The organism is Epilithonimonas xixisoli (assembly GCF_004365655.1).
GTDB classification, from domain to species: domain Bacteria; phylum Bacteroidota; class Bacteroidia; order Flavobacteriales; family Weeksellaceae; genus Epilithonimonas; species Epilithonimonas xixisoli.
This window is the reverse complement of record NZ_SOEO01000001.1, coordinates 822720-837266: the sequence shown is the minus strand read 5'-3', so window position 1 is coordinate 837266 and position 14547 is coordinate 822720. Positions and strand designations below refer to the sequence as shown.

General features: G+C 35.0%; 17 protein-coding genes. 6 read left to right on the top strand and 11 right to left on the bottom strand.

What is annotated here, in order from left to right; all coding sequences use genetic code 11:
• Window positions 1-128 precede the first annotated feature (128 nt).
• Window positions 129-923, top strand: coding sequence for a S1/P1 nuclease (locus B0I22_RS03945; RefSeq protein WP_133943353.1), 795 nt, complete (start codon window positions 129-131; stop codon window positions 921-923).
• A gap of 94 nt (window positions 924-1017) precedes the next feature.
• Here the strand turns inward: B0I22_RS03945 and B0I22_RS03940 are convergent, their stop codons facing one another.
• From B0I22_RS03940 to B0I22_RS03910, 7 genes are all read right to left on the bottom strand, one after another.
• Window positions 1018-1506, bottom strand: a complete 489-nt coding sequence (locus B0I22_RS03940; protein ID WP_133943352.1) for a GNAT family N-acetyltransferase — start codon at window positions 1504-1506, stop codon at window positions 1018-1020.
• A 15-nt stretch (window positions 1507-1521) separates the two neighbouring features.
• Window positions 1522-2445 carry a UbiA family prenyltransferase gene (locus B0I22_RS03935; protein WP_133943351.1) on the bottom strand — a complete coding sequence of 308 codons (924 nt, stop codon included), beginning with the start codon at window positions 2443-2445 and terminating at the stop codon, window positions 1522-1524.
• 148 nt (window positions 2446-2593) lie between these two features.
• Window positions 2594-3520 (bottom strand): mevalonate kinase family protein, encoded by a 927-nt coding sequence (locus B0I22_RS03930; RefSeq protein ID WP_133943350.1) that lies wholly within the window; start codon window positions 3518-3520, stop codon window positions 2594-2596.
• Between the two features lie 95 nt (window positions 3521-3615).
• Window positions 3616-4398, bottom strand: a complete 783-nt coding sequence (locus B0I22_RS03925) for an alpha/beta hydrolase (RefSeq protein WP_133943349.1) — start codon at window positions 4396-4398, stop codon at window positions 3616-3618.
• Window positions 4399-4436: 38 nt separating this feature from the next.
• Complete coding sequence (locus B0I22_RS03920; RefSeq protein WP_133943348.1) at window positions 4437-5918, bottom strand: MFS transporter; 1482 nt, start codon at window positions 5916-5918, stop codon at window positions 4437-4439.
• A gap of 137 nt (window positions 5919-6055) precedes the next feature.
• Window positions 6056-7237: an acetyl-CoA C-acyltransferase gene (locus B0I22_RS03915; RefSeq protein ID WP_133943347.1), complete on the bottom strand. Its 1182-nt coding sequence runs from the start codon at window positions 7235-7237 to the stop codon at window positions 6056-6058.
• A gap of 94 nt (window positions 7238-7331) precedes the next feature.
• Window positions 7332-7757: a hypothetical protein gene (locus tag B0I22_RS03910; protein WP_133943346.1), complete on the bottom strand. Its 426-nt coding sequence runs from the start codon at window positions 7755-7757 to the stop codon at window positions 7332-7334.
• 126 nt (window positions 7758-7883) lie between these two features.
• Between B0I22_RS03910 and B0I22_RS03905 the strand changes: the two genes are divergently transcribed.
• Together B0I22_RS03905 and B0I22_RS03900 are read left to right on the top strand one after the other, a co-directional pair.
• A complete protein-coding gene (locus B0I22_RS03905) occupies window positions 7884-8117 on the top strand; it encodes a hypothetical protein (RefSeq protein WP_133943345.1) in 234 nt (77 codons plus the stop codon).
• A complete protein-coding gene (locus B0I22_RS03900) occupies window positions 8102-8398 on the top strand; it encodes a type II toxin-antitoxin system RelE/ParE family toxin (RefSeq protein WP_133943344.1) in 297 nt (98 codons plus the stop codon). Before B0I22_RS03905 ends, B0I22_RS03900 begins: the two co-directional genes overlap by 16 nt.
• 65 nt (window positions 8399-8463) lie before the next feature.
• On the opposite strand, the gene B0I22_RS03895 is transcribed toward B0I22_RS03900, so the two are convergent.
• Genes B0I22_RS03895 through B0I22_RS03885 form a run of 3 tightly spaced genes read right to left on the bottom strand, consistent with a single transcriptional unit; the run spans window position 8464 to window position 10783 of the window.
• On the bottom strand, window positions 8464-9549 hold the full coding sequence (locus B0I22_RS03895) for a hypothetical protein (protein ID WP_133943343.1): 1086 nt from the start codon (window positions 9547-9549) through the stop codon (window positions 8464-8466).
• Between the two features lie 6 nt (window positions 9550-9555).
• Window positions 9556-10245, bottom strand: a complete 690-nt coding sequence (locus tag B0I22_RS03890) for a hypothetical protein (protein ID WP_133943342.1) — start codon at window positions 10243-10245, stop codon at window positions 9556-9558.
• Window positions 10226-10783, bottom strand: a complete 558-nt coding sequence (locus B0I22_RS03885; RefSeq protein ID WP_133943341.1) for an RNA polymerase sigma factor — start codon at window positions 10781-10783, stop codon at window positions 10226-10228. Before B0I22_RS03885 ends, B0I22_RS03890 begins: the two co-directional genes overlap by 20 nt.
• A 159-nt stretch (window positions 10784-10942) precedes the next feature.
• On the opposite strand from B0I22_RS03885, the gene B0I22_RS03880 reads away from it, so the two are divergent.
• Genes B0I22_RS03880 through B0I22_RS03870 form a run of 3 tightly spaced genes read left to right on the top strand, consistent with a single transcriptional unit; the run spans window position 10943 to window position 12895 of the window.
• Window positions 10943-11434 carry a hypothetical protein gene (locus B0I22_RS03880; protein ID WP_133943340.1) on the top strand — a complete coding sequence of 164 codons (492 nt, stop codon included), beginning with the start codon at window positions 10943-10945 and terminating at the stop codon, window positions 11432-11434.
• Between the two features lie 51 nt (window positions 11435-11485).
• The gene (gene prfB / locus B0I22_RS03875) at window positions 11486-12598 is read left to right on the top strand and encodes a peptide chain release factor 2 (RefSeq protein WP_133943339.1); all 1113 of its coding nucleotides are present in this window, start codon (window positions 11486-11488) and stop codon (window positions 12596-12598) included.
• 54 nt (window positions 12599-12652) lie between these two features.
• Window positions 12653-12895 carry a hypothetical protein gene (locus tag B0I22_RS03870; RefSeq protein ID WP_133943338.1) on the top strand — a complete coding sequence of 81 codons (243 nt, stop codon included), beginning with the start codon at window positions 12653-12655 and terminating at the stop codon, window positions 12893-12895.
• Between the two features lie 315 nt (window positions 12896-13210).
• Here the strand turns inward: B0I22_RS03870 and B0I22_RS03865 are convergent, their stop codons facing one another.
• The gene (locus B0I22_RS03865) at window positions 13211-14542 is read right to left on the bottom strand and encodes a dihydrolipoamide acetyltransferase family protein (RefSeq protein WP_133943337.1); all 1332 of its coding nucleotides are present in this window, start codon (window positions 14540-14542) and stop codon (window positions 13211-13213) included.
• Window positions 14543-14547: the final 5 nt, after the last annotated feature.

The window sequence follows — 14547 nt, the reverse complement described above, 5'->3', positions numbered from 1 at the left end:
GCAAATTTACGGAATTTAATTGACGATTGCACTTTACCTTAATCCAAGTTTAATAATATTTAACAGAGTTTTGGCCTTAAATAAATTTTTGATAGACCTATCTTTGCCACTTGAAATAAATTAAAAAAATGAAACGTATTTTATCAAAATTCACCTTTGCTGTTTTAATATTCTCGTCGTTCTATTGCTTCGCTTGGGGATTGACTGGCCACCGCGTGATTGCAGAAATCGCACAACATCATTTGAGTTCGAAAGCTGAGAGAAACATCAAAAAACTTCTTCAAAATCAGAAATTGGCTTACTACGCTAACTGGCCAGATTTCATCAAATCTGATACGACTGGCGTTTGGAAGGAAACGTCGTCTTGGCATTATGTAAACATCAATGCACAAAAGAATTTTCAGCAATTCAAAGATTCTTTGGAAGCTCAAAAAAGTCCGAATCTTTATACTCAGATTGAAAATTTAGCAAAAAAAATTAAAGATAAAAACACTTCGGAATCTGATAAGAAAAATGCTTTGGTCTTCTTGGTTCATTTGATGGGTGACCTTCATCAACCGCTTCACGTTGGGCGTTATGAGGATTTGGGAGGAAATAAAATCAATGTAACTTATTTTGGTCAAGCGACAAATTTGCATTCACTTTGGGATACTAAAATGGTGGAAGACAGAAAATATTCCTATACAGAATTTGCCAATCTTTTGGATATCAAATCGAAAGATGAAGTAAAAACCATCCAAGGTGGAACTTTGCAGGATTGGTTGTACGACAGTCAGAAAATCGCCAACTCGATTTATTTCCATACACCGAAAGATTCCAAATTGAGTTACGATTACAATTACCGTTTTGAATCGACCGTTGAAAGACAATTGTTGTACGGCGGATTGCGTTTGGCGAAGGTGCTGAATGATGTTTTCGGGTAAGTAAAGCTTAAAATCGAATATTTAAAAAGTCCAATTCCGGAAGGTTTTGGACTTACTTATTTCTTATTTGATTAAGTATTTTAATTCTCAAATATTAATCAAGATTTTTAATCATCCAAAGATTGCAACCAGAATGTCCCGAATTTCCCAAAGGTTTTTCCAAATATTCAAAGCCTTGTTTTTCATAAATAGAAACTGCTTTGCTGAACTCTGGAATACTTTCGAGATAAACGTTTTTATAACCTAATTCTTCAGCTTTTTCAAGACATTTTTCGAGTAATAATTTTCCAGTTCCTTTTCCTCTTGCTTCTTTTGAAAGATAGAATTTGGCGAGTTCAGTTGTGTCCTCAGGCAAATTATCAGTTGGAAAAATTCCGCAACAGCCTAAAATTAGTCCATCTTCTTCTGCAACAAACAATGCTGATTTTTCAGTCTGAAATAATGAATATAAATCATCTGTAGTCGGGTCGGAGTAAACCGTTCCATCCGTACAACTAACTTCAAAATCGTGAAATGCAGTTTTGATAATTTTTGCAAGAATAGCGTTATCTTCGACTTTATTTTCTCTAATGATTACTGACATTTTTTTGAGAATATTTTAGATTAACCAAGGATATTTGTGATAGATTCCATCCAAAAGCATTGCCAGAATTCCGAAGAAAATCCAAAGTTTAAGAAGATTCAAAGCTTTGAATTTATCATTTTTTTGATTTCGGAACAACATATAAACTGTTCCTAGAATCACAATGATTGTTAATAAAAAATACCACGCAATTATATTTTTGAAGCCAATTCCAACGCTTAGAATCAATGAAACAATTAAGGTAATAATTAATAAAATTAGTAAAATAGACCTTGTATTTTGAAATCCCAATCGGTTCGCAATCGTTTCGTAACCAAACATCTTATCGGCGTTTCTTGTCAATGTATCTTTTGTAATATCTATGATGAAAAGCATTAGAAAAAGGAAGATTGCGAGAAATAAAATCTTCAGCGAAAACGTCTGATAATAAATCAACATTCCGAAAAATGGATAAAGTGTCAACGCCACAAAAGTGAAGTTATTGAGAACAATGATTTTGCTGAGTTTGTGGCTGTAAAACCACATCAAAAACTGGTAAATCAAGAAGAAAATAAAAACCCGATGTGACACAAAAAATGCCAACCCAAGAGACAATGCGTTGAGAATAACATAAGCCGTCAGAAAATATTTTTCCTTGAGGAAATTCTGCAATCTGGAACGAAAAGGCTTGACCAATTGGTCTTTTTCCTTATCATAAAACCGATTGATAATTCCGCCTGCTAAAATGCTTAGAACAGAGCAAATGATGATAAAGTGAACCTTATAATCGAAGACAAAATTCCTGAAACTCTCTTCTCGATTGAACAGAAAAAATGTGGAAACGTAAAGTGCAAATGTGAGCAAAACCGCTACGAAAAAACGAGCGCCCAACAGAAAACCCATCAACTGAGAAACACGGTACAGGGCATTTCGGGAAGCAGGTTTCGTTTCGTTGGTCATTTTAAAGTTCTTTGTGCGTAAGCTTTTGAGTATTATGAAAAACACTTCGACTCCGCTCAGTGTGACAACGCTTATACTAACAATGTTTTTTAGAGCTGTCAGTCTGAGCGGAGTCGAAGACTTTTATATTTTTTTGATTTTAAATAATTTAGAATCTGTAAATCACTTCTTTGTGAAAACCTTCCAGCATTTTCTCCGCCTTTTCATAATCTTTGGAGAAGCCAAGAATATAGCCTCCGCCTCCACTACCACAAAGTTTGAGGTAATAAGCATTAGAATCGATTCCTTTTTTCCAAATGTTGAAAAGATTTTCCGGAATCATCGGGCGGAAATGTTCATAAGCCCAAACCGATAATTTCTTCAGGTTTTTGAAAAACGGATTCATATCTTTTCTAAGGAAAGCGTCGATGCAAGCGTTGTTGTAACGGATGAATTCTTCTTTCAACGTTTTACGGAAACCTTCGTTTTTCAACTTTTCAAAGAAGATTTGAATCATTGGTCCGGTTTCGCCAATCGTTCCAGAATCAATCAAGAAAATTGCGCCTTTACCCAATTCTTCTGCTGGAATGGAAACTTTGTCAACGCTGTCTTTGCTTTCAATCAGAATTGGAAGATTCATAAAGCATATCAACGGGTCGATTCCAGAACTTTTTCCGTGGAAATAACTTTCCAACTGACCGAAAATCATTTTCAAATCCTTTAGTTCGTTTTTGGAAATCGTATCAGGTTCTCTTTTTGTGAAAGAATATTTTTCGAAAATCGCGGCCACCAAAGCACCCGAACTTCCAACGCCATAACCTTGCGGAATATTGGAATCGAAGAACAAACCTTTTGCAATGTCATTCTTAAAAGAATTGACATCCAATTTGTATTCTACAGGCAATTCTAAATCAAGAAGATAATTGGAATATTTTTCCAAAGATTGATTGGATTTCTTTTCGAAATCGTTGTCCAAATCGGAAAATTTGAGTGTTCCTTTATAAAAACTGTACGGTAAAGTGAGCCCTTGAGAATCCTCAATAATGCCGTACTCACCGAAGAGAAGAATTTTAGCGTAAAATAAAGGGTTTGTCATAGTGTGTTTTGATGTTGCAAATTTACAAAAAATAAACTATTCGACTATTATCAAAAAATGAACCGAGATTTTAAATTTTTATTAATTATTCAAAATTAATCTGATGATGGATATAATTTCAAAAATCCTTCGTAAACGCTTTTGTGCAAAATAGTTGCGTGGTTGTCGTCCTGCATTAGATTATATTCTAATTTCAATTTCTTTTTTTCTGAATTTTTGAGAATTTGAAAAAGTGAATCCGCATCTTTCACCATCGTTTTATGTTCATTTTTCCCGACAGAAACATACACAAATTTTTCTTCATCTTTTTGTGAGGAAAGTAATGACTTAGCCATATTCAAAAGACTTTCATCATCCCACCAAAGACTTGGACTGATGATGAAATAATGGGTGAAAAGTTCTGGTTTCTTCAATAAAATTTCAGTTGCCAAAAGTCCGCCGAGCGATTGACCAATCAAATATTTTGTCTTTTCTATTTTATAATTTTGATTGATTAAAGGCTGTAATTCTTTTTCAACAAACTCAATAAACTTGTCGGAATGTCCTGTCGTAGGATAATCTTTCTGCAAATCTTCCAAATCTGTATGGAATGTAAAATCCCTTTTTCTATCAACGTTTGCAATACCAACAATGATAAAATCCGGCATTTTGAACTGCAAATTGAAAAACTGATGAAGTCCGACCAAATGAAGGAAATCCTCATTCATACTTCCGTCCAGAATATAGATGACAGGATAACTTTTGGTCTTGTCATAAGTCTGTGGAAGATAGATGTTCAGTGTCCTTTTTTCATTAAGAATCTTAGAATCCAATGTAATTTTCTTACCAATAATCAAATCTTCTGAAACCGAAGTTTGAGCTTTGAAAGCTGAAAACATTAACAAAAACAAAAAACATAATATTCTCAAAATGATAATTATTTGGCGTTATTTTTCACTTTCATAAAACGAATCAATATCAAACCAATGGCGAAGAAAATTGTCATCGATAAAGCGGCGTAACGCATATTGTTGTAATATTCTATCAACGTTGCGAAGATGAAAGTTCCTAAAATAATCGCGATTTTTTCCAAGACATCATAAAAACTAAAGAACGTCGTGTTGTCCATAGAATCCTGCGGCAACAATTTGGAATAGGTTGACCTCGACATCGCCTGCAAACCGCCCATTACCAAACCAATCACAGCAGCAATTCCGTAAAATTGATATTCTACATTCGGATTTTCCTTATTCAAATAATAAGCTGAAAGACACGCGCCAATCCACAAAGCTACCGTGATACTAATGACATTTTTGTTTCCGATTTTTCTTGATAACCAAGAGAAAAACAAAGCTCCAATAATCGCTTCTATTTGGATTAATAATAAGGTCATTATCAATTTATCCTGAGCCATATTGATTTCACGCTTTCCAAATAGTGTCGCCATTAGGAAAATCGTCTGCATCCCGACACTGTAGAAAAAGAAACTGGAAAGGAAGAATTTCAGATTTTTATCGGCAAAAAGATGACCGCCGACCTTGAACAATTCGCGGAAACTTTGTTTGAAAACATCAAAATAAAATCCGAAATTATCTTTCAAAACTTCAAAGAAACCACCTTGCTCTCTGTGACTTTTGAAGATATTTTTATAATTAAGCAAAACCAAATCTTTCGGCAATTGTTCTTTGACCTGACCAAATTGTGGCAAATGTTTGAAGGTATATTGAGAAAATCCAAACCACCAAGCACCCGTCAAAAGGAAACTCACACGCGTGTAAATCTGCGCCTGCTTAGGCGTTTCCGCACAAACTTGGATCAAAATCAAACAAATAATTACCAAAATAACTGAACCGATGTAACCGTAAACATAACCTTTTGCAGAAAGCGAATCCTGCTTATCCGGCGTTGCAATGTCCGGCAAAAATGAATTGTAAAAAACCAAACTTCCCCAGAAACCAACACTTGCTGTCACGCTGAACAATAAACCGAGCCAAACCGTTCCCATTCCTGTAAACATCGCCAATCCCATACAAGAAGTCGCGCCCAGATAGCAGAAAAACTGAAGGAAAGATTTCTTGTTTCCAATCGTATCTGCCAACGACGACAAAATCGGCGAAAGCAAAACGACAATCAAAAAGGAAAGCGTGAGAGAATAACCGTAAACTGTGTCTGGATGGTATTCTTTGCCAAATATTTTAATCATATGAGGCACCGCAACATCAATCCATTGCTTGGTTTCTGCCACATATTCCTTCTTTTCATACGCCGTCGTCAAAATTGCGTAATAAATCGGGAAGATTGTGGAGGTAATCACCAGTGAATAAACCGAGTTTGCCCAATCATACAACGCCCAGGCGCGCATAATTTTCGGATTATTTTTGATTGAGTTTTCTGGAATTGTTTTTTCTATTTCGGACATTGGAAATAATTATTTAGACAAAAGTAAAAAAAGGAATTACAAGTTCACGAAAAAATGCGTTTGTATCAAAAATTTAATAACAAAAACCCTTTCAAACGTGAAATCTGAAAGGGTTTAAATTATATTTTGATTAATGACTATTGCAAATTCTCAATCACAATAGCTGTTGCGCCACCACCACCGTTGCAGATTGCAGCTGCGCCATATTTTCCGTTGTTTTGTTTCAGAACATTAATCAAAGTGACAATGATTCTGGAACCAGAACTTCCCAGCGGATGTCCTATAGAAACGGCACCACCATTCACATTGACTTTAGAAGAATCTAAACCTAAAATCTTATTATTAGCCAAACCAACCACTGAGAATGCTTCATTAAATTCGAAGAAATCAATGTCGTCTTTTGTAAGATTGGCTTTTTTCAAGGCGATTGGCATTGCCACCGAAGGCGCAGTGGTGAATCGTTCCGGCTCAATAGCTGCATCGGCGTAAGAAATGATTTTCGCTAGAGGTTTCAATCCCAATTCTTCCATTTTTTCTTTGGACATTAGAATCAAAGCAGATGCGCCGTCATTCAATGTTGAAGCATTTGCCGCAGTTACTGTTCCATTTTCTTTCTGAAAAACAGTCGCTAAAGTTGGGATTTTATCAAACTTAACCGCTTTATATTCTTCATCTTCTGAGAAAATAATTGGTTCTCCTTTTCTTTGAGGAATCGAAACAGGAACAACTTCTTCTGCAAATTTACCAGCTTCCCAAGCTGATGCAGCTCTTTTGTAAGATTGGATTGCAAAAGCATCCTGCTCTTCTCTCGTGATGTTGTTTTCTTTAGCACACAATTCTGCGCAAACACCCATATGCTGTTTGTTGTAAACATCGGTCAAACCATCTTTCAGAAGTCCATCCTGCATTTTGATTTCGCCGAGTTTCACGCCATTTCTTCCATCAATATAATGGGGAACCATCGACATATTTTCCATTCCGCCAGCTACTATGATATCGACGTCGCCAGCTTTTATGGCCTGAGCTGCCATTGTTACGGCTTTCATTCCCGAAGCGCAAACTTTATTGATGGTTGTAGAAGGTGTATGATTGGACAAACCTGCGCCCAAAGCCACTTGTCTTGCCGGAGCCTGACCTTCCCCAGCCTGCAAAACATTTCCCATATAGATTTCCTCGACCAAAGTTGGGTCAAGGTTGATTTTGTCTAAAGCTCCTTTAACAGCAGTTACGCCCAATTGTGTAGCAGGAACCGTCGAAAGACTTCCCATAAAACTTCCCATTGGCGTTCTGGCTGCTGATACAATGAATACTTCTTTCATAATATTTTTAATTTTTTTTGATTTAATATTTATTTAAACACAAGGTTCACAAAGTTCTTTTCACAAAGCTCACAAGGTTGCAATTAATGTAAAATTAGTTGTGCTCATTGTGCAAATCTTTGTGACTTTGTGGTTTAATTTTACTTTTTCTCGATGCAATTAAAATAATAACCGCGCCCAGAAACTCGATGAACCATCCCCAGGATAATTTCACAATTCCTGCAAATGTGGATTGCCAGGATTTGAAAGGTAAAAAGCTGAAATAATCCAAAGATTTTAACTTAATGGCAACAATTGTGAAAACAAAAAGCAATATCATTAAAAATGCCATTATTCTAACCAATTTGGTTTTGCCAATCAGTATGAAAACTAGCATCAATAAAGAAAATCCCCAAACTGCAATCGCAAGTGTATTATCGACTTTCCAATAGTTCCAGTTTCCAACAATTGGAATATGAACCAAGGGCAGAAAACTGCCTGCCACAACCAAAAATAATCCGATTAACTGTAAATTTTTCATTTCTAAATCCTGTTCGCCAATGTAAATAAAAATTTTTGACTTGCAAAAAATGTGCGGAGTTGTTTTTAATTTTTCACAAAAAAAGTCAAATTAATTTTATAATTTTATATCAAGAATTTTTCAATTATGAATACTGCAGAATTAAAATTAGATTTAATCAATCATATCACTAATATTAAAGACAAAGTGAGGCTAAAGGAATTGCTACAACAATTGAAATTTCAAGCTGATGAATCACTTTACATCACAAATGAAAATGAAAAAACAGCAATTTCTGAAGCAAGATATCAAATCGAGAATGGAGATATTTTAGCAAATGATAGCGTTCAAGAAGAAATAAAAGAATGGCTGAAAAAATAATCTGGACTCGAAAAGCAAAAAATGAACTTGTCGAAATTCTTCAATATTGGATGAATAGAAACAAGTCTAATAACTTTAGTTTGAAATTAAATTCCTTGATTGAAGCTCAATTAAATTTGATTCTTGAACAACCCAAGATTGGCAGAAAAACAGATATTCCAAATGTTTACATCAAAATTATTCACAAGTATCTTCTTTACTATGAATTTGTAAACGACACACTTTACATCCTGACTATCAGACACGGAAATCAAAACCCTGAAACTTTTAAATTGAAATAAAAAAGCACACTCCTAAAAGTATGCTTTTGAAAATAATAAAAAGTGTTCTATGAAAATATAATGTTTTAAAAATCAATGTTCGCAATCTCGATTCCGACTTGGATTCCGTTTTTGTTTGGCAAAATGGTTTTGTCATTAAAAATAGGTGTGAAATCTTTTTTGATGAACAAAGTAACGCCACCATAACCCAGACTGAATTTCCCTCCGAATAAGAAAGCATTTACGCCGTCATCCAAAGTGTAATCGTACTTTTTGAAGTTATCTTTTTCGTTGTAATATTTCACTTTCACGATGCTTCTTGTATTGATTCCTGCATAAGCTCCTAATCCAATTTTCCACATATTTTTTCTCACATCCAGATATTGTTTTCCATCATATTCTGTGTATTTTGGATTCAGATAAAGCTGAAATTCAATTGGCAAAGTCAGGTAAACATTTCTGAGTTTTGAGCGTTTCAATCTTCCTTCTTTAAAATTCTCAAGGAATAATTGCGAATTTTCCTGAACAAAAACCTGTGGACGTTTTGGCATATAAGTATCGGTTCTGTAAGCCAAACCGTATCTCAAAACCCACGGACTCGTGAAACTTCCCAACTGACGGTCTTTTCTGAACTGGACTTCTATGCTATGAGAATTTCCGATTCGCATTTCAGAATCATTCTCAAAAGGATTGAAACTGCCTTTGTCTTTAGTCAGATTTGCAAAAGCATATCCAACACTTATAGAACTTTGATTAATATATTCCTTTGGCGATTTATCTTTCTTTCTTATCGAAAGAGATAATCCATTTCCTCCAACAGACAATTCGGCTTGTGAAGCGGTTTTCCCGTTGAAAGGATTTTCGTAGATGGATTCTCTGACAGTTTCTTTAGTAATTTCATCTAAGTGATTCCGCTCGCTTTCAATTTTTTCATTGATGAGTGTTTCGTACTTTTTAGAAACCGATTCTTTCTGAGCAATTTGTTCTGTTTTTGTAATTTTTCCAGACGCAAAAGCTTCATCGATTTTATCGGTTTCCAATTTCATATTTGCTTTCTCGATAGAAACGATTGTATTAACTTTCTCGGTGTAAGATTTCATCTGATTATCGAGCGTAGTTTGTGCTGTAGCAAAGCTTGAAAGCATTGCCAAAAGTAAAATTTTGACTTTCATAATAGTTTATTTAGTTGTTAAAGAATCTTTGTCGTAGAGCGTAATTCCGAAAAATTTGATACGTTTTGGATTTGGAAAATCCGAATCAATTTTAGGTTTTGAAACATTAATTCCCATTGCAGATTTTGGAGTTTCAGATTTCGCTTTGTCGATTTCCACTCCGAAAAGTAAATCGGAAGAGGTAATATATTTTGGTCGTTCCTTAGGTTTTTGAATCTCATTTTGAGCCAGTTTTTCTTCCGGCTTCGGAATTGAAATTTCTTCTTTTTTGATTAAGATTTCTTTCTCAGAAACCACACTTGTATTTTGAATTTCTTTTTTAATTTCCTCTGTCATTCTGAGCGGAGTCGAAGAACCTTTATCTTCAACAGCCAATTTTTGATTATCTTTTTCAGAATTAATTTTAATTGGACTTAATGTATCAACTTCATCATTTTCTATTGTTTCAGTTGGATTTGAATTTTCAGTTCGATTCGCAAATTCCTGATTTTCATTAATATCAGATTTATGATTAATCATCAAAAAACTTCCACCCAAACCAATCATCAGTAAAACCACCGCAACATATCTCAACCAAACCATTTTTGGCTTGTCTTCTTTCGCAGGAACTTGGTCAAGTTTTTCTTCCAATCTGTCCCAAAGACCTTCGGAAACTTTCATTTCCTTTTGTTCGTATTTAGATTTCAGATTCTGCATTTTGTTTCGTATTTTGTTGATTAAAATAATCTTGTAGCCATTTTTTCGCCTTACTCAGCTGACTTTTGCTGGTTCCTTCTGAGATATTCAGGATTTCCGCAATCTCCTGATGTTTCTTTTCCTCAAAAACCGAAAGATTGAAAATCAACTTATAACCAATCGGCATTTCCTTGAAAATCACCTCCAAATCGATGTCCTGAGAAAACGTATCAATATCTTCCGTATGTTCTGCAATTGCGTCCGTAAACTCAGTTTCCGCGTACAAAATATGTTTGTTTGTCCTGATAAAACTAATCGCATCATTTACCACAATTTTCCTCAGCCAAAACGGAAAAGATTCGTAATTTTTACAATCCTCAAGCTTCGTAAACGCTTTGTAGAAAGCATTCATCAAAACATCTTCTGCATCATCCCGATTATTAATGTAAGAATTCGCCACCGACAACATTTTCCCTGAAAACATCTCGAACAAACTCTTCTGAGCCAGTCGGTCATTTTTCTTTGCTTTGGAAAAGATATGTTGTAAATTTCGATTCATTCTCGCTTTCTGACTATAAGACGGCAAAATACCAAAATGGTTGCCTCGATTTTCAAAACAATTTAAAACCAATACTCAAACAACTGATTATTACTTTAATAAATTTAATTTTTAATTATAACTTTATTCGTAATTTTATCCAAACAAAAAAATATTCTTTTGAATTATTCTTTAAAAAACAATAAATCAAAGTTCATTGCTTTGAGTTTTCTAATATTATTGGCAGTTCAACTTTTTAGCTTAACATTTCCTCCTTTAGGTTTTATGCTAGGAACTACCATTCTCTTACCTTCTTTTATTAAATATAGTGGAGAAAAAAATTTAATTGAATACAACAAAATTCTATTAGCAATTCTTATCTTTTATTTGTTAAGCAGAACATTAGATTGGTATATTGCACCTGGAACTCACGATAATGAAGGAATTGCTTGGATGATAATGACGTCTGGAATTGCAACATTTATAATGCTATTTATTGGAATTAGATTTATAATCGAAAGAAAACTAATAATTAAGGATTTAAAAAACCTTCTTATCCTATTACTTGTTTTGATTGTTCCTCTAACACACATTTTTATTCTTAATGAGTTTTTTAATCAAAATCTAAATGTGACAAATAAAACACTCTTTGAATATCTTAAAATAAATTAATAAAATCAGTTTCATCAATTTCTTCTTATTTTTGCAAAAATTAAAACAAACGTGGTAAACACAGACCAAATAAAAGATATCCAATCCAGAATCGAAGACCTGCACAAATTCCTCCAAATCGAAAAGAAAAAAATCGAAATTTCCAACGACGATGAGAAAACCGCAGCACCCGAATTCTGGAATAACTCCAAAGAAGCCGAAGTTTTCCTGAAACAGCTCCGTTCCAAGAAAAAATGGGTGGAAGGTTATGACGATATCAAAACAGAATTTGAGGACCTTCAGGTTCTGTTAGAATTTGCAAAAGAAGACCCAGATTCTGAAAAAGAATTGGACGAAGCTTTCCCAAAATTAGTCGAAAAAGTCGAAAATCTGGAATTCAAAAATATGCTTTCCAACGAAGGCGATGAGCTGTCAGCCGTTCTTCAAATCACAGCCGGAGCCGGCGGAACAGAATCTTGCGACTGGGCAAGTATGCTGATGCGGATGTACACGATGTGGGCCGACAAACAAGGCTACAAACTTCGTGAACTCAACTTCCAGGAAGGCGATGTTGCAGGAATCAAAACCGTAACGATAGAAATCGATGGCGAGTTTGCTTTCGGATATTTGAAAGGTGAAAATGGCGTTCACAGGTTGGTAAGAATTTCGCCTTTTGACAGCAACGCAAAACGTCACACAAGTTTCGTTTCGGTTTATGTTTATCCTTTGGTTGACGATACTATTGAAATTAATATCAATCCAGCCGACATCAGTTTCGAAACAATGCGAAGTTCCGGCGCCGGTGGACAGAACGTAAACAAGGTGGAAACCGCCGTTCGTCTTCGTCACGCACCAACAGGAATTATCATTGAAAATTCAGAATCACGTTCTCAGCTTCAGAATAAGGAAAAAGCAATGCAACTCCTGAAATCTCGACTTTACCAAATCGAACTTGATGAACGTCTGAAGGCAAGAAACGAAATTGAAGCCGGAAAAATGAAAATCGAATGGGGTTCTCAAATCCGGAATTATGTAATGCAACCGTATAAATTGGTAAAAGATGTCCGCTCCGGACACGAAACTTCAGATGTTGACAGCGTGATGAACGGGAATATCACGCCTTTCTTAAAAGCTTATCTGATGAATGAAGGGCAAGCTGGAAGTGGGGAAATGGATGATTTGTAGAAAACATCAAATCAATTTGAAATAATATTTTTAAATTTGATAAAAGAATTAAAAATGGATACGAACTTACAAATACAGAATAAAAAATTAGAGTTAATTCAATGGTTATCAACTATTGAAGATTTAACTTTCTTGGAAAAAATTTCAGATTTAATTTCTCGTGAAAACAAAAAAGATTGGGCAAATCAAATTTCGGACGCTGAAAGACAATCTATTGAAAAAGGAATTGTACAAGCAGACGCTGGAAAATTAAATCCACATTCTAAAGCGAGAGAAATTTATGGAAAAAGGATTTGAAATTCTTTGGACTGATTTAGCTTTGGAAGAACTTGCTGAAACTGTTGGATATCTTGAAAGAGAATTTTCTCAAAAAAGAAATTGATAATTTGGGCGATGAAATTGAAAGAATTAGTTCCATCATATCGCAAAATCCAAATATTTTTCCGCACTCTGATAAATTGCAAACTAGAAAAGCAGTAATTTTAAAATTCAACACTTTATACTATAGAATTAAGAATGATAAGATTGAGATTTTATCATTCTTTTCCAACAGACAATCTCCAGATAAAAGAAAAACATAAAAAAGCCTCAGAAAATTCTGAGGCTTTGATTTTATATTTCTGTATTGAGGTCCCAATTTTCCAGATAATCGTTTACGTGTTTCAGGAACATTCCGCCTAAACTTCCGTCCACTACTCTATGGTCGTAAGAATGCGACATAAACATCTTCTGACGAATCGCAATCACATCTCCAAATTCAGTTTCGATAACTGCAGGTTTCTTAATAATCGCACCAACAGCTAAAATCGCAACCTGAGGCTGAGGAATAATCGGTGTTCCCATTAGATTTCCGAAAGTTCCAACGTTTGAAATCGTGTAAGTCGCACCTTGCGTATCAGCTGGCGTCAGTTTTTTATTTCTTGCTCTGTAAGCCAAATCGTTGATTGCTTTAGCCAATCCTGACAAACTCAATTGGTCTGCATTTTTAATCACTGGAACAATCAGATTTCCATCTGGAAGAGCCGTTGCCATTCCGATGTTGATATTCTTTTTCTTGATAATTTTATCACCATCAACAGAAACATTAATCATAGGAAAATCCTGAATTGCTTTCACAACCGCTCTGATGAAAATTGGCATAAAAGTCAACTTCTCTCCGTCTCTTTTTTGGTAAGAATTTTTGTTGGCATTTCTCCAAGTCACAACATTGGTCACATCAGTTTCGATGAAAGAAGTGACGTGTGGCGAAGTGTGTTTGCTATTCACCATCGCTTCTGCAATGATTTTGCGGACACGATCCATTTGGATAATTTCGTCACCGTCGTTGATGCTGATTGGCTGAGCTGGAGCTGAAGCTTTTTGAGGTGCTGGAGTGTTGGAAACTTGTGGCGCTGGAGAAACTGGATTTTCAACTTTATTGCCTCTGTTTTTCACAAAATCAAGAATATCTTCTTTTGTGATTCTGCCTTCCAGTCCGCTTCCTTTAATTGTTTTAAGTTCAGATTCTGAGATATTCTCTTGTTGAACAACAGACTTTACCAAAGGCGACAGATATAAATCTGAATTTTGACTATTAAATGAAGTAGATGTATTAGATAATGGCTGTTCCAAAGTACTGATTACTTCTGGTTCAGGTTGATGAATCTGGTCTTTTACCTCTTCGTAAGATTTGGCCTCAGAAACTTCTGCATTTGAAGAATCTCCTTCTAATTCCAAAATCGCAATGGCTTCACCTATTTTCGCAACATCATCTTTATGTTTCAGGATTTTGATGATTTTACCGGAAACTGGTGTCGGAACATCAGAGTCAACTTTATCTGTCGCAATTTCCACCACAGATTCGTCTTCTTTCACAAAATCACCTTCATTGAACATCCAGCTGATAATAGTTGCCTCCATAACTCCCTCGCCCATACTCGGAAGCAATAGTTTATATTCTGCCATTTTTT

Bases quoted from the DNA above. Each gene is read 5' to 3' on its own strand.
- B0I22_RS03885 (WP_133943341.1), bottom strand. From the start codon at position 10,783: ATGAATCGAAATTTACAACATATCTTTTCCAAAGCAAAGAAAAATGAC.
- B0I22_RS03895 (WP_133943343.1), bottom strand. From the start codon at position 9,549: ATGAAAGTCAAAATTTTACTTTTGGCAATGCTTTCAAGCTTTGCTACA.
- B0I22_RS03905 (WP_133943345.1), top strand. From the start codon at position 7,884: ATGAATACTGCAGAATTAAAATTAGATTTAATCAATCATATCACTAAT.
- B0I22_RS03900 (WP_133943344.1), top strand. From the start codon at position 8,102: ATGGCTGAAAAAATAATCTGGACTCGAAAAGCAAAAAATGAACTTGTC.
- B0I22_RS03940 (WP_133943352.1), bottom strand. From the start codon at position 1,506: ATGTCAGTAATCATTAGAGAAAATAAAGTCGAAGATAACGCTATTCTT.
- B0I22_RS03910 (WP_133943346.1), bottom strand. From the start codon at position 7,757: ATGAAAAATTTACAGTTAATCGGATTATTTTTGGTTGTGGCAGGCAGT.
- B0I22_RS03915 (WP_133943347.1), bottom strand. From the start codon at position 7,237: ATGAAAGAAGTATTCATTGTATCAGCAGCCAGAACGCCAATGGGAAGT.
- B0I22_RS03945 (WP_133943353.1), top strand. From the start codon at position 129: ATGAAACGTATTTTATCAAAATTCACCTTTGCTGTTTTAATATTCTCG.
- B0I22_RS03935 (WP_133943351.1), bottom strand. From the start codon at position 2,445: ATGACCAACGAAACGAAACCTGCTTCCCGAAATGCCCTGTACCGTGTT.
- B0I22_RS03890 (WP_133943342.1), bottom strand. From the start codon at position 10,245: ATGCAGAATCTGAAATCTAAATACGAACAAAAGGAAATGAAAGTTTCC.
- B0I22_RS03865 (WP_133943337.1), bottom strand. From the start codon at position 14,542: ATGGCAGAATATAAACTATTGCTTCCGAGTATGGGCGAGGGAGTTATG.
- B0I22_RS03920 (WP_133943348.1), bottom strand. From the start codon at position 5,918: ATGTCCGAAATAGAAAAAACAATTCCAGAAAACTCAATCAAAAATAAT.
- B0I22_RS03925 (WP_133943349.1), bottom strand. From the start codon at position 4,398: ATGTTTTCAGCTTTCAAAGCTCAAACTTCGGTTTCAGAAGATTTGATT.
- B0I22_RS03930 (WP_133943350.1), bottom strand. From the start codon at position 3,520: ATGACAAACCCTTTATTTTACGCTAAAATTCTTCTCTTCGGTGAGTAC.
- B0I22_RS03870 (WP_133943338.1), top strand. From the start codon at position 12,653: ATGGATACGAACTTACAAATACAGAATAAAAAATTAGAGTTAATTCAA.